At 61.8% G+C, this 24738-nt stretch carries 22 protein-coding genes; 9 read left to right on the top strand and 13 right to left on the bottom strand.

Annotation, left to right across the window (positions count from 1 at the left end; genetic code table 11):
- Window positions 1-220 precede the first annotated feature (220 nt).
- Window positions 221-793, top strand: a complete 573-nt coding sequence (locus J1N02_RS10840) for a DUF2780 domain-containing protein (RefSeq protein ID WP_027605975.1) — start codon at window positions 221-223, stop codon at window positions 791-793.
- Window positions 794-996: 203 nt separating this feature from the next.
- Entirely contained in the window at window positions 997-1812 is an 816-nt protein-coding gene (locus J1N02_RS10835; protein WP_169898702.1) for a hypothetical protein, read from the top strand.
- A 22-nt stretch (window positions 1813-1834) separates the two neighbouring features.
- Here J1N02_RS10835 and J1N02_RS10830 read toward each other — a convergent pair whose 3' ends face one another.
- Entirely contained in the window at window positions 1835-2713 is an 879-nt protein-coding gene (locus J1N02_RS10830) for an acyltransferase (protein WP_027605973.1), read from the bottom strand.
- Between the two features lie 173 nt (window positions 2714-2886).
- On the opposite strand from J1N02_RS10830, the gene J1N02_RS10825 reads away from it, so the two are divergent.
- Genes J1N02_RS10825 through creD form a run of 4 tightly spaced genes read left to right on the top strand, consistent with a single transcriptional unit; the run spans window position 2887 to window position 6929 of the window.
- Window positions 2887-3387: an ATP-dependent zinc protease gene (locus J1N02_RS10825; RefSeq protein ID WP_053131000.1), complete on the top strand. Its 501-nt coding sequence runs from the start codon at window positions 2887-2889 to the stop codon at window positions 3385-3387.
- Window positions 3388-3396: 9 nt separating this feature from the next.
- Window positions 3397-4065: a two-component system response regulator CreB gene (gene creB, locus J1N02_RS10820; protein ID WP_027605971.1), complete on the top strand. Its 669-nt coding sequence runs from the start codon at window positions 3397-3399 to the stop codon at window positions 4063-4065.
- Window positions 4065-5504 carry a two-component system sensor histidine kinase CreC gene (creC, locus tag J1N02_RS10815; protein WP_414887617.1) on the top strand — a complete coding sequence of 480 codons (1440 nt, stop codon included), beginning with the start codon at window positions 4065-4067 and terminating at the stop codon, window positions 5502-5504. Before creB ends, creC begins: the two co-directional genes overlap by 1 nt.
- 51 nt (window positions 5505-5555) lie before the next feature.
- Window positions 5556-6929: a cell envelope integrity protein CreD gene (gene creD, locus J1N02_RS10810; RefSeq protein WP_027605969.1), complete on the top strand. Its 1374-nt coding sequence runs from the start codon at window positions 5556-5558 to the stop codon at window positions 6927-6929.
- Window positions 6930-7115: 186 nt separating this feature from the next.
- On the opposite strand, the gene J1N02_RS10805 is transcribed toward creD, so the two are convergent.
- The 8 genes from J1N02_RS10805 to J1N02_RS10770 all read right to left on the bottom strand — a co-directional run bounded on the left by J1N02_RS10805 (window position 7116) and on the right by J1N02_RS10770 (window position 16001).
- A complete protein-coding gene (locus tag J1N02_RS10805) occupies window positions 7116-7745 on the bottom strand; it encodes a glutathione S-transferase (protein WP_092355559.1) in 630 nt (209 codons plus the stop codon).
- Between the two features lie 169 nt (window positions 7746-7914).
- Window positions 7915-8097: a hypothetical protein gene (locus tag J1N02_RS10800; RefSeq protein WP_092355556.1), complete on the bottom strand. Its 183-nt coding sequence runs from the start codon at window positions 8095-8097 to the stop codon at window positions 7915-7917.
- Window positions 8094-9197 carry a PepSY-associated TM helix domain-containing protein gene (locus J1N02_RS10795; RefSeq protein WP_027605966.1) on the bottom strand — a complete coding sequence of 368 codons (1104 nt, stop codon included), beginning with the start codon at window positions 9195-9197 and terminating at the stop codon, window positions 8094-8096. Before J1N02_RS10795 ends, J1N02_RS10800 begins: the two co-directional genes overlap by 4 nt.
- Window positions 9198-9259: 62 nt before the next feature.
- Window positions 9260-11692: a TonB-dependent siderophore receptor gene (locus J1N02_RS10790; RefSeq protein ID WP_027605965.1), complete on the bottom strand. Its 2433-nt coding sequence runs from the start codon at window positions 11690-11692 to the stop codon at window positions 9260-9262.
- A gap of 86 nt (window positions 11693-11778) precedes the next feature.
- Window positions 11779-12759: a FecR domain-containing protein gene (locus tag J1N02_RS10785; RefSeq protein ID WP_414887616.1), complete on the bottom strand. Its 981-nt coding sequence runs from the start codon at window positions 12757-12759 to the stop codon at window positions 11779-11781.
- Window positions 12756-13274, bottom strand: a complete 519-nt coding sequence (locus J1N02_RS10780; protein ID WP_027605963.1) for an RNA polymerase sigma factor — start codon at window positions 13272-13274, stop codon at window positions 12756-12758. The genes J1N02_RS10785 and J1N02_RS10780 overlap by 4 nt, the downstream gene beginning before the upstream one ends.
- 100 nt (window positions 13275-13374) lie before the next feature.
- Window positions 13375-14082, bottom strand: coding sequence for a PolC-type DNA polymerase III (locus J1N02_RS10775; RefSeq protein ID WP_027605962.1), 708 nt, complete (start codon window positions 14080-14082; stop codon window positions 13375-13377).
- Complete coding sequence (locus J1N02_RS10770; protein ID WP_043293577.1) at window positions 14079-16001, bottom strand: putative nucleotidyltransferase substrate binding domain-containing protein; 1923 nt, start codon at window positions 15999-16001, stop codon at window positions 14079-14081. Before J1N02_RS10770 ends, J1N02_RS10775 begins: the two co-directional genes overlap by 4 nt.
- A gap of 246 nt (window positions 16002-16247) precedes the next feature.
- Here J1N02_RS10770 and J1N02_RS10765 point away from each other — a divergent pair, with 246 nt between their 5' ends.
- Together J1N02_RS10765 and J1N02_RS10760 are read left to right on the top strand one after the other, a co-directional pair.
- On the top strand, window positions 16248-16694 hold the full coding sequence (locus J1N02_RS10765) for a response regulator (RefSeq protein WP_027605960.1): 447 nt from the start codon (window positions 16248-16250) through the stop codon (window positions 16692-16694).
- A 130-nt stretch (window positions 16695-16824) separates the two neighbouring features.
- The gene (locus J1N02_RS10760) at window positions 16825-17217 is read left to right on the top strand and encodes a hypothetical protein (RefSeq protein WP_027605959.1); all 393 of its coding nucleotides are present in this window, start codon (window positions 16825-16827) and stop codon (window positions 17215-17217) included.
- A gap of 252 nt (window positions 17218-17469) precedes the next feature.
- Here the strand turns inward: J1N02_RS10760 and J1N02_RS10755 are convergent, their stop codons facing one another.
- A complete protein-coding gene (locus J1N02_RS10755; RefSeq protein WP_027605958.1) occupies window positions 17470-19647 on the bottom strand; it encodes a malate synthase G in 2178 nt (725 codons plus the stop codon).
- Between the two features lie 266 nt (window positions 19648-19913).
- On the opposite strand from J1N02_RS10755, the gene J1N02_RS10750 reads away from it, so the two are divergent.
- On the top strand, window positions 19914-20426 hold the full coding sequence (locus J1N02_RS10750; protein WP_027605957.1) for a glycine cleavage system protein R: 513 nt from the start codon (window positions 19914-19916) through the stop codon (window positions 20424-20426).
- A 222-nt stretch (window positions 20427-20648) separates the two neighbouring features.
- On the opposite strand, the gene rarD is transcribed toward J1N02_RS10750, so the two are convergent.
- The 3 genes from rarD to J1N02_RS10735 all read right to left on the bottom strand — a co-directional run bounded on the left by rarD (window position 20649) and on the right by J1N02_RS10735 (window position 24694).
- A complete protein-coding gene (gene rarD, locus J1N02_RS10745; RefSeq protein WP_027605956.1) occupies window positions 20649-21533 on the bottom strand; it encodes an EamA family transporter RarD in 885 nt (294 codons plus the stop codon).
- Between the two features lie 122 nt (window positions 21534-21655).
- Window positions 21656-22630 (bottom strand): serine/threonine protein kinase, encoded by a 975-nt coding sequence (locus J1N02_RS10740; protein WP_027605955.1) that lies wholly within the window; start codon window positions 22628-22630, stop codon window positions 21656-21658.
- Between the two features lie 165 nt (window positions 22631-22795).
- Complete coding sequence (locus tag J1N02_RS10735; RefSeq protein ID WP_027605954.1) at window positions 22796-24694, bottom strand: PhoX family protein; 1899 nt, start codon at window positions 24692-24694, stop codon at window positions 22796-22798.
- Window positions 24695-24738 lie beyond the last annotated feature (44 nt).

Here is a 24738-nt window from a genome sequence, read left to right as displayed (position 1 = left end):
GGCCAACGCACTTGGTATACGGTCGTGCCCGTTGGCCGCTTACTCACTGATCCTCCTTTGCTTTCCGAGCTCACTATCAGTCCCCCGGGGTTGCTGATCGATTGCTGCTGACGCGGATTCAGGCCGGCTTATTCCGATGGGGTTGCAGAGGTGCCTGGAACAACCGACGGGATACCCAGTCCAACGCCTGCGTTCACCCCGACATCCAGAGGTTGCTCCAATGAAGATTTCACGCGGTTTCGCCCTTTCCTGCCTGATGAGCCTGGCCGCCACCCCGGTGTTTGCCGCAGGGTTCAGCCTTGGCGATGCGGCCAATGCCATCGCGGGCATGCAAGGGGGCAACAACAAGGCCGCAGCTGCCGCACCGTCGTCCGAGACGGCCGGCCTGCTCAGCGCCCTGACCTCGCAACTGAACATCACCCCCGAACAAGCCGTAGGCGGTACCGGTGCCATGCTGGGGCTGGCCAAGAACAAACTGAGTGGCAACGACTATTCGCAACTGGGCAACAGCGTGCCGGGCCTCGACCAACTCTCGGGTAACAATGCATTGGGCAGCCTCGGGGCCTTGAGCGGGATGCTTGGCCAGGCCGGCGGCAGCAAGACCAGCGGCCTGGACGGCCTGCTGGGTAACGTGAAGAACACCAACGACCTGAACACCGCGTTCAGCGCGTTGGGGATGGACAGTGGCATGGTCGGCCAGTTTGCCCCGGTGATCCTGCAGTACCTGGGCGGGCAGGGTGCCAATAGCTCCGTGCTCGGCAAGCTGGCGCAAGCGTGGGGCACCGGTAGCTGATACATCCGTCGAAGTCGACGCAATGGCGCTCCTACAATCAGGACGCCTTTGTTTGTCTCGAAATGCCGAGTTTTCCCGCGAAACGTTTTCTGATGAGAGGGCAGGAACCGTAGGAAAGAAGAGCACCACCCAGGACTGTCCTTACTCGCTATCGCAACAAGCGACTGCTGGACGCCAATCCAACTGACTTCAATGGTGCTCTCATGAATTCAACCGCCACGCCGGGACTGTCCCTGCCCTCTCACTTTACCTATGACCGTTATGAGCCGAACCACACAGTTGACGTTGCCAAGAATCAGCGGCTTGGCCTGCCGTCCGGGTTGATCTCGGATTTACGCAATGCCCTGGATGCTGTGATGCATGGCAAGAACCCTGAGCAGGCCTCGAAGCATTTGCTCGCGGACTTGCGCCGTTTACATCAGCACCTCGTGCCGGAAAGGTCGCCTGAGCATCCGCGCAACCAGCCACACCAACCGCTCATCATGACGGTCGATGATCTGAAGGCGCAGGCCAAGTTGGCGGAGCAACTGCAAAACGATCCGAACCTCAAGCTTGAGAGTTTGCCTGGCAATAGCGGGCAAAAAGGCGTGACTGACGATGATTTGAAGGCGCTGGCCAAATTGGCGGAGCAACTGCAAAACGATCCGAACCTCAAGCTTGGGATTTTGCCTGGCAATAGTGGGCAAAAAGGCGTGACCGACGATGATCTGAAGGCGCAGGCCAGGTTGGCGGAGCAACTGCAAAACGATCCGAATGTAATAAGAGACCTGGAAGGACGAAAGGTGGATCTGGCCAGCTGGGACGCACTGACAGAGCATGCGACCTTCCTTCATGACCATCCAGTCGCGGATAAGGTAATTTGCGAGCTGCGGGCTTTCCTCGATGCTGACCGTTCGGGAAAGGATATTGATCGGTTCGTTGCGGCCCTGCGGACCGACCTGGAAGCGTTCCTTGCGAACACCCAGCGCAGTGATGCTGACTTACAGCTGGAACTCATGGCAGCCCTCAGGAATACGTAAGACGCAGGCACCTTCGGAACGTTTAGCCACGCAGTCGCCGAATACGCTGATCCTTTTCGCTCCAGAGCTGGTTGACCCAGTTCTGGACGGTCTGGCGAAACGCCGGATCATTCTCGTAATCCCCCTGCCACAACGCCGGGTCCAGCTCACGGGTCTGGATGTCGATGATCACCTTGGGCACCGCGCCGCTGATCAACTCCCAGAACCCCGGAATCTTTTGCTGCGGATACACCACGGTCACGTCGAGCACGGCGTCCAGTTGTTCGCCCATTGCCGCCAGCACAAACGCCACGCCGCCCGCCTTGGGCTTGAGCAAGTGAGTGAATGGCGAAGCCTGCTGCTTGCGCTTGGCCTCGCTGAACCGCGTGCCTTCGAGGTAATTGACCACGGTCACCGGCTGGCGCTTGAACAGCTCGCACGCCTCCTTGGTGATCTTCAAGTCCTGCCCTGCCAGCTCCGGGTGTTTGGCCAGGAACGCCTTGGTGTAGCGCTTCATGAACGGGTAATCCAGGGCCCACCAGGCCAGGCCCAGGAAGGGCACCCAGATCAGCTCTTTTTTCAGGAAGAATTTGAAGAACGGCGTGCGGCGGTTGAGGGCCTGGATCAGCGCCGGGATGTCCACCCAGGATTGATGGTTGCTGATCACCAGATAGCTGGTGTCTCCGCGCAGCTCATCACCGCCGCGAATGTCCCATTGGGTGGGGATGCACAAGGCGAAAATAAGCTTGTCGATCTCGGCCCAGGTCTCGGCGATCCACATCACCGCCCATGAGGCGTAGTCCCGATAGCGACCGGGCGCCACCAGTTTGAGCAGGGCAAACACCAGCAGTGGCCCGATCAGGACGAGGGTGTTGAGCAACAGCAGCAGTGAAACCAAACAGCCGGTGAGCAGGCGGCGCATAAGTAACTCTTGGAATCGTGTGGGCGGGCCATCATAAGCAAGCTGAGTCTAGAGGCCAAATCGCAAATGGCCGTACGAATGTTTCACAATGTGCCGGTTATGGTGGGCGTGACTAACTAAGTGCTGTCTTTGCGGTCTAGAATCCGCCTACTTCTTTCCGAGGAAATCACTTCGTGAAACTGCTTCTTGCCTCCCTCGCCCTGGCTGCCCTGCCTGTCATGGCCGCCGAGCCGACCCTTTACGGTCGCTACGAATACATCCAGTTGCCGGAAATCGGCGAAACCTTCAAGGCCAAGATGGACACCGGCGCGCTGACCGCTTCGCTGTCGGCCCGTGACATCGAGACCTTCACCCGTGACGGTGACGACTGGGTGCGCTTCCGCCTCGGCGGCAAGGACGCCACCAACAAGGTCTACGAACACAAGGTGTCGCGCATCAGCAAGATCAAGAGCCGCGCCGATGAAGACGACGACAAGGACGAAGCCACTGTGGCCAAACGCCCGGTCATCGACCTGGAAATGTGCCTGGGCAACGTCAAGCGTACCGTCGAGGTCAACCTCACCGACCGCAGCAGCTTCAATTACCCGTTGCTGATCGGCGCCAAGGCCTTGCGTGAATTTGGCGCAGCAGTAAACCCGGCCCGTCGCTACACTGCCGACAAACCGGACTGCTGATTTGAACCCATGCCCCACATCCTGATTGTCGAAGACGAAGCGGCGATAGCCGACACGCTGATATTCGCCCTGCAAGGCGAGGGCTTTACCACCACCTGGCTGAGCCTCGGCCAGGAGGCGTTGGCCCATCAGCGCCAGACCCCCGCCGACCTGATCATCCTCGACATCGGCCTGCCGGACATCAGCGGTTTTGAAACCTGCAAGCAATTGCGCCGTTTCAGTGAAGTGCCGGTGATGTTCCTCAGCGCGCGGGATGGTGAGATCGACCGCGTGGTGGGGCTGGAGATCGGCGCCGACGATTACGTGGTCAAGCCGTTCAGTCCACGGGAAGTGGCGGCGCGGGTGCGGGCGATCCTCAAGCGCGTCGGCCCCGGTGTGGCGCCGGCGCTGTTCCAGGTCGATCTGGAGCGCATGCAGATCAGCTATCGCGGCCAACCCCTGAGCCTGACCCGGCATGAATTCCGCCTGCTGCAAAGCCTGCTGGAGCAACCCGAGCGGGTGTTCAGCCGCGAGCAGTTGCTGGACGCGGTGGGCGTGGCGGCCGACGCCGGTTACGAGCGCAATATCGACAGCCATATCAAGAGCCTGCGCAGCAAGTTACGCAGCGTGGCCGCCGATGCCGAGCCGATCCAGACCCATCGCGGCCTCGGCTACAGCTACAGCCCGAGCAACAGCTGATGCGCCTGGGGCTGCGGATTTTCCTGGTGTATGCGCTGTTTATCGGCCTCACCGGTTATTTCGTGCTCAGCACCGTGATGAAGGAAATCCGCCCCGGCGTGCGCCAGTCCACCGAAGAAACCCTGGTGGACACTGCCAACCTGTTGGCCGAAATCCTGCGCGAAGACGTGAAGAACGGCACCCTCGGCCAGAGCCACTGGCCCGAATTGCTCAAGGCCTATGGCAACCGCCAGCCCGGCGCGACCATCTGGGGCTTGCCGAAAAACCAGGTCAACCACCGTATCTACGTGACCGACGCCAAGGGCACCGTGCTGCTCGACTCCACGGGCGAAGCCGTGGGCCAGGACTACTCGAAGTGGAACGACGTCTACCTGACCCTGCGCGGCGAATACGGCGCGCGCTCCACCCGCAGCGCAGCGGATGACCCCACCTCATCGGTGATGCACGTCGGCGCGCCGATCCGCGATAACGGGCAGATCATCGGCGTGGTCACCGTGGCCAAGCCCAACAGCTCGTTGCAGCCGTATGTCGACCGCACTGAACGCCGCCTGCTGTGGTACGGCGCGGGCCTGGTTATCCTCGGCCTGTTGCTCGGTGCGTTGCTGTCGTGGTGGCTGAGCGTTGCGCTGCGTCGCCTGACCGCCTACGCCGAAGCCGTCAGTGAAGGTCGAAGGGCGGAGCTGCCGCATTATCGCGGCGGCGAGCTGAAGCAGCTGTCCACCGCCGTCGAGCACATGCGCACGCAACTGGAGGGCAAGGCCTACGTCGAACATTACGTGCACACCCTGACCCATGAATTGAAAAGCCCGCTGGCCGCGATTCGCGGCGCGGCCGAGCTGTTGCAGGGCGAGATGAGCCGCGAACAGCAGCAGCGCTTCGTCGGCAATATCGACAGCGAAAGCGCGCGCCTGCAGCAGTTGATCGAACGCCTGCTGAACCTGGCGCAGGTCGAGCAACGCCAGGGTTTGGAGGAGCAGGCGAGTATCCCGCTGGCGGCCTTGGTCGACGCTGTACTCAACGCCCAATGTGCGCGAATCGAAGGTGCCGGGTTGCACGTCGAACAGACGATTGCCGCTGATGTGAAGGTGTTTGGCGAACCCTTCCTGCTGCGCCAGGCCCTGGGTAACGTGCTGGACAACGCGCTGGACTTCACTCCGCCCGGTGGCGTGTTGAGATTCAGCGCACAGACGCTGCACAACGACGTGCAGGTGAGCCTGTTCAACCAGGCCGCACCGATCCCGGATTACGCCCTGCCGCGCCTCAGCGAGCGCTTCTATTCCTTGCCGCGTCCCGGCAGCGGGCGCAAGAGCACCGGCCTGGGCCTCAATTTTGTCGAGGAAGTCATGAAGCTGCACGGCGGTGCCTTGCAGATCGGCAATGTGTCGGGCGGTGTGCACGTGGTGCTGCATCTCCACACAGTCTCCACATTGCCCACATAAATCCCCCACACAGGCTGCCCAGACTCTCCCCATCAAAACAGGGAGAGACCCATGAACCGCAGCCTGCTTTTCAAACTTGGCGCGATTGCGCTGCTGATCCTGCTGTTGCTGATTCCGTTACTGATGATCAACGGTATCATCAGTGACCGCCAGCAACTGCGCGACGGCGTCCTGATGGACATCGCGCGCAGTTCCAGCTACGCCCAGCGCCTCACCGGCCCGGTGATGGTGGTGCCGTATCGCAAGACCGTGCGCGAGTGGAAGCTCAATGAAAAGCTCAACAAGCGCTACGAGGTCACCCGTGAAGAGCGGGGTCGCCTGTATTTCCTGCCGGACCGTTTTGAGCTCGACGGCAAGGTGCAGACCGAACTGCGCGCACGGGGGATTTACCAGGCGCGGCTGTTCCATGCCGACAACCGTATCAGCGGGCGTTTCGAGCTGCCTGCGCAGTTGGGCATCACCGAAGACTTTGCCGATTACCGCTTTGAGCCGGCGTTTCTGGCGGTGGGGATCAGCGATATTCGCGGCATCGAAAATGCGCTGAAGCTGGAGCTGGGCAGCCAGCGCCTGGAGTTCGAACCGGGCTCCCAAGTGGACTGGCTGGGGGAGGGCGTGCATGTGGCATTGCCGGAGCAGGACAGCAGGAAACCGGCTGTAGTGGACTTCGCCTTCGACCTGCGCCTGCAAGGCACCGAGCAACTGCAAGTGGTGCCGGTAGGCAAGACCAGCCAGGTGTCCCTGGCCTCCAACTGGCCGCACCCCAGCTTTATCGGCAACTTCCTGCCGGCCCAGCGCGAAGTGACTGACAACGGCTTCACGGCCAACTGGCAGACCTCATTCTTTTCCACCAACCTCGAACAGGCCCTGCAAACCTGCCTGGACGGCCAGGGCTGCAACGACTTCAACAACCGCAGCTTCGGCGTGAACTTCATCGACCCGGTGGACCAGTACCTCAAGAGCGACCGCGCGATCAAATACGCGCTGCTGTTCATCGCCCTGACCTTTGCCGGTTTCTTCCTGTTCGAAGTGCTCAAGAGCCTGGCGGTGCACCCCGTCCAGTACGCATTGGTGGGCGTTGCCTTGGCGTTCTTCTACCTGCTGTTGTTGTCGTTGTCCGAGCACCTGGGCTTTGCCTTGGCCTACCTGATTTCGGCGAGTGCCTGCGTGCTGTTGATCGGGTTCTACGTGTGCCACGTGCTGCGCAGCGTTGCCCATGGCCTGGGGTTTTCGGCGGGGCTGGCGGCGCTGTATGGCTTGCTGTACGGGCTGTTGAGTGCCGAGGACTACGCACTGCTGATGGGCTCGCTGCTGCTGTTCGGGCTGCTGGGTACGGTGATGGTGCTGACGCGCAAACTGGATTGGTATGGCGTGGGCAAGCGCAAGGCGGCCGAGCCGCTGCAGTTCGACCTGGAGGCGGTGCAATGATCGGGTTGCGGGAGGATCAGCAAGTGGGGGCGCAGTTAGCCGCAAGGATCGTTACATTCCTCAATACCACCACCGTCCAATGTGGGAGTGGGCTTGCACGCGATAGCGGTGGTTCAGAAACAGCTGTGCTGAATGACATACCGCGATTGCGGGCAAGCCCGCTCCCACATTGGGTCGGTGTGAACGTCACACGGGCGGCTGGGTCTCCAGCATCGAAGGTCGCTGGCTGACCTCGGCGTACCAGGCGGCCAGCTTGGGGTTGTCCGAGCGCCAGTGCATGTCCGGATGGCGGAAGTCGAGGTAACCCAAGGCGCAGGCCACGCTGATCGAGGCGATATCGAAGTGGCTGGTCAGCTCGGCGATGGCGTCCTGTTCCAGCTCGGCGAGGGCGCGGTGGATCTTGTTGCGCTGCTCGTCGAGCCACGGCGCCCAGTGTTTTTCCACCGGGCGCAGGGCGGTCTCGTAGCGCACCAGCACGGCGGCATCCATGATGCCGTCGGCTATCGAAGCCAGGGTCAGGCGCCGCCAGCGGGCCGAGCCATCGCGGGGGATCAGCGGGTTGCCGACGTGCTGGTGGTCGAAGTAATCGAGGATCACCCGGCTGTCGTGCAGCACGCTGCCGTCGGCCAGGCGCAGAGCCGGGATCTTGCCCACGGGGTTGTCTTGCACCAGCTGCGCATCGGGGTTGACCGGGGTCGGCATGCAGCCATGCAGGGCGACGCGGTCCTGCTGGCCGGTTTCAGCCAGCAGCACGCGGACTTTACGCACGAACGGTGACGCGGGGTTGTGGAATAAGGTCATGCTGGGAGCGGACATGGGCGAACCTCACAATGGACTGTGGCTAGCCTAGAGGGTTGCGCGGTGGCTGGCGAGGGGGAGTGCGGGTGTTTTTGAGGGCCTCATCGGGGGCAATCCCCACATGTGTCCCGCGTTCGTCATAACCACGCGGTCAACTGTGGGAGGGGGCTTGCCCCCGATAGCGCCCTCAGCCACGCCGCTTGAACAACGCCCAAATGCCAATGGCGGCCGGGATACCCAACCCCACCCAACTCAACGAATCCCACAGCCCATCCCCCAGCAACGCCGCAAACAACCCGGCGGCGCTGAGCAGGCCAATCCCCAGGGGAATGCCAAATACCTTCCAGAAACTCGACTGCCTTGGCTTCATGCCTTGCCCGCCTTGCGCCGCACGATCCACAAGTAAATCCCACTCACCAGGACGACGATGGTCAGCACATCCAGCGCCGCCCAGAGGATCTTCATCGGCATGCCGCCGTAGTCACCGAAGTGCAGTGGCTGCGACATGCCCATGGCGTCCATGTACCACGGCCGTTCGGCGATGGCGGTGACGGCCAGGGTGCTGGCGTCGATCAGGACCGGCGTGAGCAGGTGCGAGGTCAGGTGTGTGCTGCCCTTCATGAACACCGCGTAATGGTGCTCGCTGGAAAAGCGTGTGCCGGGGAAGGCGATAAAGTCCGGCTGCATGCCGGGCGCGGCCTTGGCGGCGATGCTCAGCAGCTCGCTCGCGGGGGCGCGTTGGGTCAGAGGCGGGGCGTTTTTGTAGGGTTCGATCATCGCGCTGAGGCTGTCGGTGCGCCAGGCGGCGATGATCAAGTCGGCACAGGCGCTGATCACGCCGGTCACGCCCACCACCAGCGCCCAGGTCAACGTGACCACGCCAATCAGGTTGTGCAGGTCGAGCCAGCGCAGGCGCGTGGACTTGTCCTGGCGCACGGTTGCGAACTTCAAGCGGCGCATGAACGGCAGGTACAGCACTGTGCCCGAGACAATCGCCAGCACAAACAGAACGCCCATGAATGCCAGCAGCAACTTGCCCGGCAGGCCGGCGAACATATCCACATGCAGGCGCAGCAGGAACAGGGTGAACCCGCCATTGGCCGACGGCATCTCGACCGCATCACCGGTGCGCGCGTCGAGCATGAAGGTGTGGGACGAGTTGGGCTCGGTCCCCGCTGTGGCGGCCATGATCGCGATCACGCCGTTCTTGTCATCTTCATCCCACGCCAGGTATTGCATGGCCTCGCCCGGGCGATGGGCCTGGGCCTTGCTCACCAGTTGCTCAAGGTCGAGCTGTGGCGTATCGGCAGGCATCTGCGCCAGCTCGGGCTCGTTGCCCAGCAGGTGGTCGATCTCATGGTGAAACACCAGCGGCAGGCCGGTGAGGGCGAGCAGCAGCAGGAACACCGTGCAGATCAGGCTGGTCCAGGTGTGGATGAAGGACCAGCGGCGGATGGTTTTGCTTTTCATGTTCTAGCCTTCAGACACGCCAAAGCCGCCCACAAGGGCGGCCCGGTGGTTAACTCAGCCGATTACCACTGGTAGGTGGCGCTGGCGACGACGCTGCGCTGGTCGCCGAAGTAGCAGTAGTTGCCATCACAGGTCGACAGGTAGTCCTTGTTGAACAGGTTGGTGGCGTTCAACTTGACCGATGCACCCTTAAGGCTGTTGTCCAGGCGGCCCAGGTCGTAATGCACCGCACCGTCAAACACGGTATAGGCGTTGGCCTTTCCCAGCCAGGTGTTGGCCTGGTCGCCATAGGTGTTGCCGGTGTAACGGGCGCCAAAGCCGATGCCGAAACCGTCAAGCACACCGGTGTGCCAGGTGTAGTCGGTCCACAACGAGGCTTGTTGGTTGGGCATCAGTGTCAGGCGGTTGCCTTTGTAGATGCCTTTCTGCACTTCGGATTTTGCCAAGGTATAGGCGGCGATGACCTTGAGGTTCTCGGTCACATCGGACACGGCTTCCAACTCCAGGCCCTTGACCTTCACTTCGCCGGTCTGGCTGTTGATTTGCTGGCCCCCAGCGCCGAGGGTGGTCACCTGCACATTCTTCTGGGTCAGGTCGTAGACCGCTGCACTGAGCAACGTATTGGAGCCGGGCGGCTGATACTTGACCCCCATTTCCCACTGCTTGCCTTCGGTGGGCTTGAACGTCTTGAGCGCGTTTGTATCGGCGTTGCTCGCCGGTTGGAACGACTCGGCGTAGGACAAGTAGGGTACGAAGCCCGAGTCGAATACATAGCTCAGCGCCGCGTTGCCGCTGAAGTGTTTGATGCGGTCAGTGTTGGTCGCATCGCTGTCGTTGAAGTAGGTGGTGCCCTGATGCACCCAATCTTCACGCCCGCCCAAGGTCAGGCGCCACTTGTCCAGGGCCATCTGGTCCTGCACGTAGAGACCGGTCTGCACGGTTTTCTGGTTGTAGTCGTAAAAAGGTCGGACATCGGTCGGGCGCAGGGTTGGCTGGGTATTGATCGGATTGAAAATATTGGTGCCCGAGGCCGTCCCGAATATCGCGCGATAGGAGGTATCGGTGCGCTGGTGGTCCAGGCCGAGCAGCAGGGTGTGGATGACATCGCCAGTGGCAAAGTCTGCCTGGAAGTTGTTATCCACCGCGAACTGGCCGATGTCCTCGTCGACGTTGGTGGTCGAGCGGCTGATATTGCCCGCTGCATCCGCGGGGGAGAACGCGTAGGAACCCACGGTCAGTTGCTGGAACGACAGATCCGACTTGGTATAGCGCAGGTTTTGCTTGAACTGCCAGGTGTCGTTGAAACGATGCTCGAAGGCATAGCCCAGCGCGTAGTAGGTGCGGTCGTAGAACTCGTAGTCCGGGTCGCCCAGGTTCTTGTGGTGGGAGACCTCGCCCAGTGGCGATTTGATCTTGGTGCCCTGGATCGGCATGAACTGGCTGGTGGTCCCGGTATCGTCACGGGTGAACTGCGAGAGCAGGGTCAGCTTGGTGTCGGTATCGATGTTCCAGGTCAGGCTCGGCGCAATGTTGTAGCGCTTGTTGTCGATGTGATCGACCTGGGTGCCGGCATCGCGTACCACGCCGCTGAGGCCATAGAGGAATTGGCCTTCATCATCGATCTTGCCGGTGCTGGCGAAGTTGATCTGGCGGTAGTTGTCGCTGCCGTATTGCACTTGGATGGCGTTGCTCGACTCTGCGCTGGGGCGTCGGCTGACCATGTCCAGCAGGCCGCCCGGTGGGGTCTGGCCGTACACCGACGAGGCCGGGCCACGCAGCAGCGCGAGGCGGTCGAGGTTCCAGGTTTCCGCTTTGGGGTTGGCGTACACACCGCGCGGCAGTGGCAGACCATCGAGGAACTGGGTGGGCTCGAAGCCGCGCACGCGCATCCAGTCGTAGCGGGTGTCGCTGCCATAGCTGGCGGACACGATGCCGGGCATGTATTTGACCGCGTCGTCCAGGTTCTGCACGTTGCGATCCTGCATTTGCTCGCGGGTGGCCACGGAGATCGAACGCGGGGCCTCCACCAGGGCGGTGTCGGTCTTGGTGCCGGCGGCGGTGCGTGTGGCCAGGTAGCCTTGTACCGGGCCCCAGGCACTTTCCTGGTTGCCATCTTGCCCTGTGATGTTAGTCACCGGCAGCGCCATCACACCCTCCGGAACCGCCACCAGCGTGTACGTGCCCGCGCTGCTCTGCTCCAGCTGCAACCCGGTGCCACGCAAGGCTTCACGCAGTGCACCCGGTGCATCGAACTGGCCCTGGACCGGGGCCGAGGTCTTGCCTGAGGCCAACGCTGGGTTGAGGGTCAGCGCCAGGCCGGCCTGGCTGGCGATCTGGTTCAGGGTGCTGGCCAATGAAGCGGCCGGCAGGTTGTAGGCGCGCACGCTGGAGGCTTGTTCGGCGGCAATCAGCGCAGTGCTGGCCAGCGGGGCGCTGAGTGCAATGGCCACGGCTAACAGGCTGGGGCGCAACAAGGTGTCTAGCGTGCGGGACATAGGGCGGCTCCTGAATGGAAGTAATTCGCAATTGCCTATGTGCCGAGCGAGATTTCAAAAGTGATAGGGCCGGTGGAAAATATTTTTTATTTGGCCTCAGGTGTCTTGGCGACAACCGTCACCCACCACGGCGTGTGCTGTTCGATCTGCACCGGCAGGGTGGGCAGCAGCGCGTTGAGCGCCAGGGTGGTGTCGTGCAGCGGGAAGCTGCCGGTGATGCGCAGGTCGGCCACGTTTTTATCCACCCCCAGATGGCCGCTGCGGTAGCGGCTGAGTTCCTGCACCACATCGCCCAGACGGGCGTTGTCGACCACCAGCATGCCGCGGGTCCAGGCATCGCTGGCGGGGGTGACGGCCAGTGCGGGGCCGAGGCCGTCGCTGCGCATCAACACTTGTTGGCCTGCCTTGAACACCTGTTCCCGTTGCAGCGCTTCGGGCTGGGCGCCCACCGCCGATTGCAGCACGCTCAGGCGCGTCGCGTCGTCTTCGCGCTTGACGATAAACCGCGTGCCCAGCGCGCGCAGGCTGCCGTCGCGGGTTTGCACATAAAACGGGCGCGCATCGTTGTGGCCGGTTTCGACGAGGATTTCGCCTTCCTGCAACACGATCAGCCGGCGCTTCTCATCGAAGCGCACGTCGATGGCGCTGTGGGTGTTGAGGTTGATCAACGTACCGTCCGCCAGTTTCAGCGTGCGCTGCTCCCCGGTGGCGGTGCGCTGGTCGGCCAGCCAATAGTGGATCGGCACGTAGCGCTCGCCGGCAAACAACGCCAGGCCGCACACCAGGGCAATGCTCGCCAGGCCGCTGCCGAGCTTGCGCACGCGCTGGCGAATGCCCTCGCGCGACTGTAACAACGCGGCCCGCGCCGGGCCCGAGGCCACGCTGAAACGCTGATCAAGCATGCCCAGTTGGCGCCAGGCACGGGCGTGCTCTTCATCGCTGGCCAGCCATTTGCTGAATTCTTCGCGCTCCACCGCGCTGCCATCACCCGAATCGAGGGACAACTGCCAGGCAATGGCCGCATCCAGGACACGAGCCGACACGGGCTTGGAGCTGATCACGTTCACAGCGGCTCGCCATACAGGGCGATGTAGCACTGGCGAATGCCCTGGGCCAGGTACTGGCGTACACGCGGCACCGACACCCCCAGGCGCTGGGCAATTTCGGCATGGCCCAGGCCGTCGAGGCGGTTATAGAGGAAGGCGGCGCGGGCCTTGCTCGACAGCTTGCCGAGCAGGCGGTCGATGGCCTTGAGGTCTTCGAGGATCAGTTGCTGTTCTTCCGGCGAAGGGTGTTCGCTTTCCGGGATCAGCATCAGTTCGCTGAGGTAGGCCTGTTCGAGGGCCGCGCGGCGGAAGTAGTCGAACAGCAAGCCCTTGGCGATGGCCACCAGAAACGCCCGTGGTTCGCGGGGCTCGCGCAACTCGTCACGCCCGAGCAGGCGCATGAAGGTGTCCTGGCTCAGGTCTTCGGCACGGCTCGGGCAGGCCACATTGCGCCGCAGCCAGGCCAGCAGCCAGCCACGATGGTCGCGATACAACGCACCAACAAGCTCACTGTGTGGGTTCTGGACCGACGACAAGGCATCACCGAATAAACAAAAGGTTTAAACTAACGAGAATTATTCGCGATTGTGTCAGAGGCGTGGAGCGGGCGCAATTGGCGTCCGTCGGGAGATGACATTAAAACGATGGCGCGTGTTTACGCCGTTTCCATTGGCTCAAACGCTCCTGCAGCGCCTGAGGCGTGTCGATCTGCTGCTGACGCGCGCGGCTGAACAGGATCAGCATCAGCTCCGCCGTGGCCAGGGCATCGGCGCTGGCGTGATGGCGTTCGCCCACGTGCAGGTTGAAGTGGTTGATCCAGTCGTCCAGGCCGGCCTCGCGGATATGCGCCTCGGGGCACAGCAGCGGGGCGATGTCGGCTACATCGAGGAACGGATGGGCCAGGCGATACCCCAGGCTGTCCTTGAGCGCGCGGCCCAGCATGTGTTGATCGAATGGTGCGTGGAAGGCGAGCAGCGGGCTGTCGCCGACGAACTCCATGAAGTCCAGCAGGGCCTCGGCCGGGTCGCTGCCCGCCGCGATGGCGCTGGGGCCGAGGCCGTGGATCAGCACACTGGGGCTGAGTTTGGTGTCGGCGCGGTGCAGGGTGCGCTCGAACAGTTGGGAAAAATCCACTGCGCCGTCCTCGATCACCACCGCGCCGATGGACAGCACCTGGTCACGGTTGAGATTCAGGCCACTGGTTTCCAGGTCCACCACCACCCAACGCTGGCTGCGCAACGTGCTGTCGCCCAACACTACGGGCCTGGGTAATTGCTCCAGGCGCCGTTGTTGCGTTGTATCGAGTCTGGGCTTGGCCGCGCGCAGCCAGTCAAACAAGCTCACAGCTGATACCGCAAGGTCAGGCTGCTTTGCAGGCGCTGGGCCTGGCGCAGGGATTCGCGCAGGATGCGGCGGTCCAGGTGGTTGAGGCTGTCGGGGTCGACGCGGTTGGAGTACGGCTGGTTCTCGCGGGTCTGCAACTGATGCTGCTGCATACGGGTTTGCTGGATAAAGTGATAGGCCTCTTCATAGGCGGCGCCGTCCAGGGGCTCGATCACTTCCTTGACCACCAGCTGGCGCAGGCGCTCCAGGGTATTATTGGCGTGGATGCCGTTGGCCAGGGCCAACAGGCGTGCGCCGTCGACAAAGGGGGTCAGGCCCTGCACCTTGAGGTCGAGGGTGGCCTTTTCCGCGCCTTTGCGGGTCAGCACAAAATCGCGGAAACGCCCTACAGGCGGGCGCTGGCGCAAGGCATTCTCGGCCAGCATGCGCTGGAACAGCCGGTTATCCCCGACCTGGTCGAGAATGCCCTGGCGCAGTTGCTCACAGCCGCGTTCATCGCCCCACACCACGCGCAGGTCGAAATAGATACTCGAGCCCAGCAGGTTCTCCGGCGTCGCCTCGCGAATAAACGCCGCAAACCGCCGCGCCCATTCCGCCCGCGAGAGGCACAGCTCGGGATTACCGGCCATGATGTTGCCCTTGCACAGGCTGAACCCGCACAGCGCCAGGCTCTGGTTGATCTGCTGTGCCAGGGGCAGCAACCGCCCGCGAATCTCGGCGGCTTCCACCGCGTCCCTGGCTTCGAACAGGATGCCGTTGTCCTGGTCGGTGTACAGCGTCTGCTCGCGCCGGCCTTCGCTGCCGAAACACAGCCAACTGAACGGCACGCCGGGGTCGCCTTTTTCGGCCAGGGTCAGCTCGATCACCCGGCACACGGTGTGATCGTTGAGCAGGGTAATGATGTGGGTGATCTGGGTCGACGACGCGCCATGGGCGAGCATGCGCTCCACCAGTTGGCCGATCTCACCGCGCAGCGCTACCAGGTTCTCCACCCGTGGCGCATTGCGGATGGTGCGGGCCAGGTGCACCAGGTCTACCCGTTGCAGGGAAAACAGGTCGCGCTCGGACACCACGCCGCACAGGCGCTGGTCCTTGACCAGGCAGACGTGGGCGATATGCCGCTCGGTCATGGCGATGGCCGCATCGAAGGCGCTGTGGTCCGGCGTTAAAAAGAACGGCGCCTGGGTCATATGGCCTTCAATGCCCTGGCTGAAGTCGCCGGTGCCGTCGGCCACCACCTGGCGCAGGTCGCGCAGGGTGAAAATGCCCAGGGGCGCCTTGTGTTCATCGACAATCACAATGCTGCCCACCTGCTGCTCATGCATCAGCGTTACCGCTTCACGCAACGGTGTCTGCGGGCTGCAGGTGACCGGATGGCGCATCGCCAATTCGCCCAGGCGGGTATTCAAGGAATATTGGGTGCCGAGGGTTTCCACGGCTTTTTGCTGCACTTGCTGGTTGACCTGGTCGAGCAGGCTGCTGACACCGCGCAGGGCGAAGTCGCGGAACGGGCTGGACAGCGCGAACAGCTTGATAAAGGCCGGCTTGTTCAGTTGCAGGCAGAAGGTGTCTTCGGCGGCTTTATGCTCGGTGCGGGTGGCACGTTCACCTAACAATGCAGCGAGGGGGAAACACTCGCCGGTGGTGATTTCGAAGGTGGCTTGCGTGGCGTCCGGCCGTTCACCCACGACGCGGCCCTGCTTGACGATGTAGAAGTGTTCCACCGGCCCGCCCGACGGCTTGAGGATGCTCTCGCCGGGGCCGAAGAAGCGCAGTTGGCACTGTTCCACCAGAAACGCCAGGTGCGCGTTTTCCATCTGGTTGAACGGTGGGAAGCGTTGCAGGAACTGCAGGGTGCCGTGGATGTTCTGCAAGACAGCAGTTTTTCCCGCCTGGGCGAAGGCATCAGCTTTACTCATAACCATGACCGCAATTTTTTTGTCGTTATCGTCCTGCATGGTCGACTCCTGAGCGGCGGGTGCCCATTGGACGTAAGTCTAGGTCGATGAAAACGCCGCAGAACTAGGGAAAAACCTTACACGACTATCGTCCAAACCCCGTAGAACACCCACTAGGCAAACTTTCCGACGAAGTGCACATTGAACGCCCTTCCGCAGATGTCTGACGAGTGTGCTGGAAGATTGTCGAAAACCGCTGAGAAACGTATGTCCGACCACGATATTTTGAGTGATGCCGAGCGCGAGGCGCTCAGCGCCGTGATGCTGGAGCCTGATTTACCGCCACAACGCGTGTTGATTGTTGATGACGACAAGGACGCGCGTGAACTGCTGGCGGAGATCCTGGGCTTGGACGGTATTCGCTGCATGACGGCCGACAGTGGCGAGGCCGCGTGGGATTTATTGAAGTCCAGCAGTTCCATCGGTTTGCTGATCACCGATCTGCGCATGAAACCCAGCAATGGTCTGGAGTTGATCAAGCAGGTGCGCGAATCCACCCGCGCGGCGCTGCCGATCATCATCATGTCGGGGGATGCCGAAGCGCCGGATGTGATTGATGCGATGCATTTGAGTGTGGTGGATTTTTTGCTCAAGCCGATCGACAGCGTGAAGTTGGCGAAGCTGGTCAAGCGGGAGTTGGGGATGGCGCAGTAGACGGCTGACACCGTTGGTCGGGACTGTCAGATTTCACAGTATCGGCGTTTTAAGTGTGGCCTGTTTAATCGTTGCGAGGGGGCTGGTTGGGATCGATGCCCCTACTTGATGAGTTAAACAGGAGTTTATCATGAGTACTGAAAAACAAACGGTTAGCAAGATTGAGCAGTCCCATCGTGGCTCCGGGTCATCAACCATCACCGTCGTAACGGACGGGCACTCTGAAGGCTTTCACGCGAATTACTTTTCTGGAGATCGATTTTATATTCATATGGAAGTGAATAGCGTGGAGCTGCGTATTCAATACGGCAAGCGCTTGTCGGATGGACTGAATGAACTGCCAGCGGGGTCTTTTGGTCTCGAGTACAAGAGTCCGGCAGGCGCAGATTTTGACAATGTAACCGGTGGAACAATCAGCGTGACTGTTACCGGTGGAACCTTTAAGGGTGAGCTGAAAAATGTGACCGTTACCGGGTCGGGTGGAACTGCGACGTTCTATGGTAAATATGATATGACGGTCTAGTTATTAGCTTTTTTCAATGTAAATAAAGAGTCCTTATCTTCAGGGCTCTTTATATTCAGCAGCTATTTATGAGGTTTTGGATTAAGCAGGTCAGTTGCTGGGGTTGCAAAGTTTCTAATCGACCTGCGGTCTCTGATTCAAGCTGGTCTTGATAATAGGCAATTCTGATTGAGTGCCGCGATTAAATAATGGTGGATATCAAGACCGAAGCCCTGATCGAGTGATCAGGGCTTCGGCATTGCTAGCTTTTACTCAAAGGCCATTCCTGGCCTTGAACTCCCGACGCCGACGGTGCAACACCGGCTCGGTATAGCCATTCGGCTGTTTGGTCCCTTCAATCACCAACTCCACCGCTGCCTGGAACGCGATATTGCTGTCGAAATCCGGTGCCAGTGGGCGGTACAGCGCATCCCCGGCATTCTGACGGTCCACCACCGGCGCCATGCGCTTGAGGCTTTCCATCACCTGGGCTTCGTTGACGATGCCGTGGCGCAGCCAGTTGGCAATGTGCTGGCTGGAGATGCGCAGGGTGGCGCGGTCTTCCATCAGGCCGACGTCATTGATGTCCGGCACTTTCGAGCAGCCCACGCCTTGGTCGATCCAGCGCACGACATAGCCGAGGATGCCCTGGGCGTTGTTGTCCAGTTCGTTACGGATTTCTTCGTCGGACCAATCGGTGTTGCTGGCCAGGGGAATGGTGAGGATGTCGTCCACCGACGCGCGTTCGCGCTTGGCCAGTTCGGCCTGGCGTGCGAATACGTCGACCTTGTGGTAGTGCAGCGCGTGCAGTGCGGCGGCCGTCGGCGATGGCACCCAGGCGGTGTTGGCGCCGGCCAGTGGGTGGGCGATTTTCTGTTCAAGCATCGCTGCCATCAGGTCGGGCATCGCCCACATGCCTTTACCGATCTGCGCACGGCCTTGCAGGCCGGTGCTCAAGCCGATATCGACGTTCCAGTTCTCGTAGGCGCCGATCCATTTTTCCGCCTTCATCGCCGCCTTGCGCACCATCGCGCCGGCTTCCATGGAGGTGTGGATCTCGTCACCGGTGCGGTCGAGGAAGCCGGTGTTGATAAACACCACGCGCTCGCTGGCCGCCTTGATACAGGCCTTGAGGTTGACCGTGGTGCGGCGCTCCTCGTCCATGATCCCGACCTTGAGGGTGTTGCGTGGCAGGTTCAGCACGTCTTCGATGCGGCCGAACAGCTCGTTGGTGAACGCGGCTTCTTCCGGGCCGTGCATCTTCGGCTTGACGATGTACACCGAGCCGGTGCGGCTGTTCTTACGCGTGTTGTTGCCGTTGAGGCTGTGGATCGCCGCCAGGCTGGTGAGCAGGCCGTCGAGGATGCCTTCCGGTACTTCGTTGCCGTGTTTGTCGAGGATCGCGTCGATGGTCATCAAGTGGCCAACGTTACGCACGAACAGCAGCGAACGGCCGTGCAGCGTCACGTCCTGGCCGTCGACGCCGGTGTAGACGCGGTCGGCGTTCATGGTGCGGGTGAAGGTCTTGCCGCCCTTGGCCACTTCTTCGGCGAGGTCGCCCTTCATCAGGCCGAGCCAGTTGCGGTAGATCACCACCTTGTCATCGGCATCGACGGCGGCGACGGAGTCTTCGCAGTCCATGATGGTGGTGAGTGCGGCTTCCATCAGCACGTCTTTGACACCGGCGGCATCGGTCTGGCCAACCGGGGTGCTGGCGTCGATCTGGATTTCGAAGTGCAGGCCGTTGTGTTTCAGCAGGATCGCGATCGGCTCGGCCGCAGGGCCCTGGAAACCGATCAACTGGGCGTCGTCACGCAGGCCGCTGTTGCTGCCGCCCTTGAGGCTGACGATCAGCTTGCCGTCGGCGATCTTGTAGCCGGTGGAATCGACGTGGCTGCCGGCGCTCAGTGGCGCGGCTTCGTCGAGGAAGGCGCGGGCGAAGGCAATGACCTTGTCGCCACGCACTTTGTTGTAGCCCTTGCCCTTCTCGGCGCCGTCGGCTTCGCTGATGGCGTCGGTGCCATACAGGGCGTCGTACAGCGAGCCCCAACGTGCATTGGACGCGTTGAGGGCGAAGCGGGCGTTCATCACCGGCACCACCAGCTGCGGGCCGGCCATGCGGGCGATCTCGTCATCGACGTTTTGGGTCGAGGCCTGGAAGTCTGCGGCTTCTGGCAGCAGATATCCGATGTCTTGCAGGAAGGCTTTGTAGGCCACCGGGTCATGGGCCTGGCCGGCGTGGGTCTGGTGCCAGGTATCGATCCGCGCCTGGAAATCGTCGCGTTTGGCGAGCAGGGCTTTGTTCTTCGGTGCCAGGTCGTGGATGACCTTGTCGGCACCGGCCCAGAACTGGTCGGCAGTGATGCCGGTACCGGGAATGGCTTCGTTGTTCACGAAGTCGAACAGGACTTTGGCGACCTGCAGGCCACCGACTTGAACGTGTTCAGTCATTGCTTGCCTCACTCTGCGGAGCTTATGCGCTGTTTCGGATTTTCATTATGTAGTGCACGGGAGGGCATACTACATGATGACTTGCGGTTGTGAAAATTAGACTAAATACGTCGTTTAGCGACCCACTTTGGTCGTACGGTCACAGCGGAGAACCGGATGTTCTCAAAAAACTATTGGATTGTTCCAGATAAATATAAAAATGGTACACGATTTGTTTTCGCGGGCCCCCGGGTCCACCTTGTAGATTGAATTCAGAGGGCTTCGCCATGGACCATCTTGTACTCACTATTATCGCCGCCGACAAACCCGGCCTGGTGGAACGCATCGCGCAGAACATCGCGGCCCACGGCGGCAATTGGCTGGAAAGCCGAATGGCGCATATGGCCGGGCAGTTCGCCGGGATCCTGCGGGTCAGCGTGCCTGCCGAGAGTCGTCAGGCCTTGGTGGGGGCTTTGGAGGATTTATCCACACACGGTATTCGCGTGCTGGTGGGCGAGGGCAGCAGTGGCCAGGCATCGGCGTCCAAGTCGATCGTGATGACGCTGCTGGGCAACGACCGCTCGGGCATCGTGCGCGAGATCACGGCGCTGTTGAGCAAGCAGGGCGTCAACCTGGAGCGCTTGAGCACCGATGTACGCCCGGCACCGATGAGCGGTGATCCGCTGTTCAGCGCCGAGGCGCTGTTGCAGGTGCCGTCGAGCTTGTCCTTGGAGGCGTTGCAGGAATCCCTGGAAACCCTGGCGGATGATCTGATGGTGGAACTGCACAGCGAGGAATAACCATCCGCAAGGTTATGCATGGAAATCTTGCATGGGCCTGTGGATAACCTGTAGAGACCCGGCGCCAGGCCACGCCCACCGGGCTTCTCCGCCAACTGAGCAAAAAACGAGCAGTTTCAAGGGCTTGTGCACAAATGGCGGGGACCAGGTTGTGGATAACCTTGGGGTGGATCTCTGCAAGCCAGGCCGGCTGGGGCTTGCAGAGGTTTGTACGTTATTTGATCAGCGTTTGCGCACGCTCAACCAGGCATCGACGCTGTAGACCACCAGCCCGGCCCAGATAAAGGCAAACGCGATCAGCGTGCTTGACGCCAGGTGCTCACCGAACAGCAGCACCGCTTCCAGCAACACCAGGGTCGGTGCCACATACTGCAAAAAGCCCAAGGCGGTGTAGGGCAAATGCCGTGCGGCGGCGTTGAAGCACACCAGCGGGATCAACGTCACCGGGCCGGCCGCCACCAGCCACCAGGCTTCGGATGTGCTCCAGAACGCCAGTTGCGCACTGTGGGCCGACGGGTTGAACAACAACCAGGCCACCGCAATCGGCACCAGCATCCAGGTCTCCACCACCAGCCCCGGCAGCGCCTTGACCGGCGCCTGCTTGCGGATCAGGCCGTAGAAACCGAAGGTCAGCGCCAGTACCAACGATACCCACGGCAAGCTGCCCACCTGCCACACCTGTTGCGCCACACCCACTGCGGCCAGCCCCACGGCCACCCATTGCAGGCGGCGCAGGCGCTCGCCGAGGAGCAGCATGCCCAGCAGCACATTCACCAGCGGGTTGATGTAGTAACCCAGGCTGGCTTCAAGCATACGCCCGCTGTTCACCGACCACACATAGGTCAGCCAGTTACCGGCGATCAACGAACCGCTGAGTGCCAGGATTGCCAGGCGCCTGGGGTTGTCGCGCAGTTCGCGGAACCAGCCCGGGTGCTTCCACACCATCAGCAGCAAACCACCGAACAGCGCTGACCACAGCACCCGGTGCACGATGATTTCGGCGGCGGGCACACTGGCGATGGCTTTGAAGTAGAGCGGGAACAGACCCCAGATGACATAGGCGCTCAGGCCCAGGATGTACCCCTTGCGGGGGTTGGCGGCTTGCATGCGGAATCCTTGCTTAGGCAGCTAACAAAGGGCGATTGTAAGGATATTTGTCAACCAATGGGACTGGCTTGGTAATGCGGTCTGCTTTGTGTGGGAGGGGCTCCCTCCCACATTAAAAGCAATCAGAAGAGTTTCAGCGGCTCTTCGTTGAGCGCTGAGAGTTGCTCGCGCAGCGCCAGCACCTGGTCGCCCCAATACCGCTCGCTGCCGAACCACGGGAAGCTGTGGGGGAAAGCCGGATCATCCCAGCGCCGTGCCAGCCACGCGCTGTAGTGCATCAGGCGCAACGCGCGCAGCGGCTCGATCAGCGCCAGTTCACGCGGGTCGAAGTCGTGGAATTCCTGGTAGCCGTCCATCAGTTCCGACAGCTGGCCCAGGCATTCCTGGCGATCACCGGCGAGCATCATCCATAAGTCCTGCACCGCCGGGCCCATGCGGCAATCGTCGAGGTCGACGATGTGGAACATCTCATCACGGCACATCATGTTGCCGGGGTGGCAATCGCCGTGCATGCGGATGTTCTTGTGCGGCGTGGCTTTGTAGACCTCTTCCACGCGCTTGAGCAGGTCGCGGGCCACGGACTCGTAGGCTGGCAGCAGGCTCTTGGGAATGAAATTGCCTTCGAGCAGGGTGGTGAGGGAGTCGTGGCCGAAGTTCTTCACACCCAAGGCTTCGCGGTGTTCGAACGGGCGGGTGGAACCCACGGCGTGCAAGCGGCCGAGCAGTTGCCCAAGGCGATAAAGCTGGTCAAGGTTGCCCGGCTCCGGTGCGCGGCCGCCACGGCGGGGGAACAGGGTGAAGCGGAAACCGGCGTGTTCGAACAGGCTTTCGCCGTTATGAATCATCGGCGCGACCACCGGCACGTCGCACTCGGCCAACTCGAAGGTGAAACGGTGCTCTTCGAGGATCGCTTCGTTGGTCCAGCGCTGGGGGCGGTAGAACTTGGCGATCAGCGGTTCGGAGTCTTCGATGCCCACCTGATACACGCGGTTTTCGTAGCTGTTGAGCGCCAGAACGCGAGCGTCGCTGAGGAAACCGATGCTTTCGACAGCGTCGAGTACCAGGTCGGGTGTGAGGGTTTCAAACGGATGGGCCATGCGAACTCCTGCGCGCAGCAGGGCGCCGCGTCCGGCCGGGTATGGTACCGCACCAGGCTGGAGATAGGGGGCGCCTGTGCCATTGTCATCGGGGGCAAGCCCCCTCCCACAGGTGACCGCGTTTATCTCCAGTGTGGGAGGGGGCTTGCCCCCGATAGCGGTCTATCAGGCGCCGACAATCCCGCCATCATCCCGCCGAATCGCCATCACCGAGGAGCGCGGCTTGCCATTCGGCAGATGCTCCGGCCAGGTCGAACCCCCGGTTTCACCCGGGTGCTGGATCCCCACAAACAGGGTTTTCTGATCCGGCGAGAAGCTGATGCCCGTCACCTCACAGGCCACCGGCCCGACCATGAAGCGACGGATTTCACCGGTGCTCGGGTCGGCGCAGAGCATCTGGTTATTGCCCATGCCCGCGAAGTCGCCGGCGTTGCTGTAGTCGCCATCGGTGAGAATCCACAGGCGCCCGGCCTTGTCGAACCCCAGGCCGTCGGGGCTGTTGAACATGTTCTGCGGGTTGATGTTGGACGAGCCGCCTTTTGGCGTGCCGGCATGCGCGCCCGGGTTGCCGGCCACCACAAACAGGTCCCAGTTGAAGTCCGCTGCGCCGTGGTCATCGGCGTTGGCCTTCCAGCGCAGGATCTGGCCGTAGACGTTTTTCTCACGCGGGTTGGGCCCGCCCACCGGTTGGCCGTCTTCGCCGCGCTTGGCGTTGTTGGTCAGGGTGCAATAGACCTGGCCGTCGGTAGGGCTGACCACGATCCATTCCGGGCGGTCCATGCGCGTGGCTTTGACCACACTGGCGGCCAGGCGCGCGTGGATCAGCACTTCGGCCTGGCTGGCGAAGCCGGTGCTGGCGTCGATGCCGTTTTTGCCGTGGGTCAGCTCGACCCATTGCCCTTTGCCCTTCGGATGATCGGCGTTGCCATCGCCCGCATCGAAGATGGCCACGTACAAGGTGCCGTGGTCGAGCAGGTCTTTGTTGGCCTTGGGGTTCTTGTGGTTGATCTTGTCGCGGCTGACGAACTTGTAGATGAACTCGCCGCGCTCGTCGTCGCCCATGTACACCACGGCGCGGCCGTCACGGGTTTGCGCGAGGGCGGCGTTCTCGTGCTTGAAGCGGCCCAGGGCGGTGCGTTTTGCCGGGGTGGATTGCGGGTCGAACGGATCGATTTCCACGACCCAGCCGTGGCGGTTGAGTTCATTGGGGTTCTTGGCCAGGTCGAAGCGCGGGTCGTGCAGGTGCCAGTTGATCTCTTTGCTGGCGGCCACCACGCCATAGCGTTTCTGCCCGGCATCGAACGCTTGCTGCGGGTTGCTGCTGCCGAAGCAGTCGGTGAAGTTCTCTTCACAGGTCAGGTAAGTGCCCCATGGGGTCTGGCCGTTGGCGCAGTTCTGGAAGGTGCCGAGGGCTTTTTTGCCGGACTTATCGGCGCTGGTTTTCAACCATTCATGGCCGGCGGCGGGGCCGCTCAGGCGGATCGGCGAGTTGCCGTGGATGCGGCGGTTGTAGCGCGAGTCCTGGACGAACTGCCAGGTGTCACCTTTGCGCCGCACTTCGATCACCGACACGCCTTCACTGGCCTGGGCCTTGTGCACGTCTTCGGCCGATTGCGGCGCGCCGCCATGGGCGAAGAGGTAGCGGTAGTTGGTGTATTCGTTGTTGATCGCCATCAGTGCGCGGTTGTCGTCGCCGGGGAAGGCGAACAGGCTCATGCCGTCGTTGTTGTCGCCGAACTGTTGTTCCTGGGCCTTGGCGGTGCCGTTGCCGGACGGGTCGAAGGCCGGCGCGCTCTTGTGCAGCGGCTGGCCCCAACTGATCAGCACCGAAGCGCTGTAGCCCGGCGGCAGGGTGATGGTGTCGCTGGTGGCCGCGGCGATGCTGGTAAAGCCCAGCAGCGGGCTGGCGGAGGCGGCGTTGACGGCCAGGGCGCTACGGCTCAGCAGGTTGCCGCCGAGGAACATCGCCGCACCGCACAGGGCGCCGGCACCGATGAAGCGGCGGCGGGTGAGGCCGACCATCTGTTCGAGGTCGGTGGCTTGGTTTTCTTCTAATAGGTTCATGTCAGGCTCCCTGCGGTTTTTGCAAACACCATAAGGAGCGGGCG

It is taken from the genome of Pseudomonas sp. NFX5, assembly GCF_049132125.1.
Lineage (GTDB): Bacteria > Pseudomonadota > Gammaproteobacteria > Pseudomonadales > Pseudomonadaceae > Aquipseudomonas > Aquipseudomonas marginalis.
This window is presented reverse-complemented; position numbering and strand designations above follow the sequence as displayed.

What these genes read in the sequence shown, in the direction of transcription:
- J1N02_RS10805 (WP_092355559.1), bottom strand. Translation starts at nt 7,745, where the DNA reads ATGTCCGCTCCCAGCATGACCTTATTCCACAACCCCGCGTCACCGTTC.
- rarD (WP_027605956.1), bottom strand. Translation starts at nt 21,533, where the DNA reads ATGCAAGCCGCCAACCCCCGCAAGGGGTACATCCTGGGCCTGAGCGCC.
- J1N02_RS10740 (WP_027605955.1), bottom strand. Translation starts at nt 22,630, where the DNA reads ATGGCCCATCCGTTTGAAACCCTCACACCCGACCTGGTACTCGACGCT.
- J1N02_RS10765 (WP_027605960.1), top strand. Translation starts at nt 16,248, where the DNA reads ATGTCCGACCACGATATTTTGAGTGATGCCGAGCGCGAGGCGCTCAGC.
- creB (WP_027605971.1), top strand. Translation starts at nt 3,397, where the DNA reads ATGCCCCACATCCTGATTGTCGAAGACGAAGCGGCGATAGCCGACACG.
- J1N02_RS10835 (WP_169898702.1), top strand. Translation starts at nt 997, where the DNA reads ATGAATTCAACCGCCACGCCGGGACTGTCCCTGCCCTCTCACTTTACC.
- J1N02_RS10755 (WP_027605958.1), bottom strand. Translation starts at nt 19,647, where the DNA reads ATGACTGAACACGTTCAAGTCGGTGGCCTGCAGGTCGCCAAAGTCCTG.
- J1N02_RS10770 (WP_043293577.1), bottom strand. Translation starts at nt 16,001, where the DNA reads ATGAGTAAAGCTGATGCCTTCGCCCAGGCGGGAAAAACTGCTGTCTTG.
- J1N02_RS10830 (WP_027605973.1), bottom strand. Translation starts at nt 2,713, where the DNA reads ATGCGCCGCCTGCTCACCGGCTGTTTGGTTTCACTGCTGCTGTTGCTC.
- J1N02_RS10790 (WP_027605965.1), bottom strand. Translation starts at nt 11,692, where the DNA reads ATGTCCCGCACGCTAGACACCTTGTTGCGCCCCAGCCTGTTAGCCGTG.
- J1N02_RS10760 (WP_027605959.1), top strand. Translation starts at nt 16,825, where the DNA reads ATGAGTACTGAAAAACAAACGGTTAGCAAGATTGAGCAGTCCCATCGT.
- J1N02_RS10750 (WP_027605957.1), top strand. Translation starts at nt 19,914, where the DNA reads ATGGACCATCTTGTACTCACTATTATCGCCGCCGACAAACCCGGCCTG.
- J1N02_RS10795 (WP_027605966.1), bottom strand. Translation starts at nt 9,197, where the DNA reads ATGAAAAGCAAAACCATCCGCCGCTGGTCCTTCATCCACACCTGGACC.
- J1N02_RS10840 (WP_027605975.1), top strand. Translation starts at nt 221, where the DNA reads ATGAAGATTTCACGCGGTTTCGCCCTTTCCTGCCTGATGAGCCTGGCC.
- J1N02_RS10735 (WP_027605954.1), bottom strand. Translation starts at nt 24,694, where the DNA reads ATGAACCTATTAGAAGAAAACCAAGCCACCGACCTCGAACAGATGGTC.
- J1N02_RS10800 (WP_092355556.1), bottom strand. Translation starts at nt 8,097, where the DNA reads ATGAAGCCAAGGCAGTCGAGTTTCTGGAAGGTATTTGGCATTCCCCTG.
- creC (WP_414887617.1), top strand. Translation starts at nt 4,065, where the DNA reads ATGCGCCTGGGGCTGCGGATTTTCCTGGTGTATGCGCTGTTTATCGGC.
- creD (WP_027605969.1), top strand. Translation starts at nt 5,556, where the DNA reads ATGAACCGCAGCCTGCTTTTCAAACTTGGCGCGATTGCGCTGCTGATC.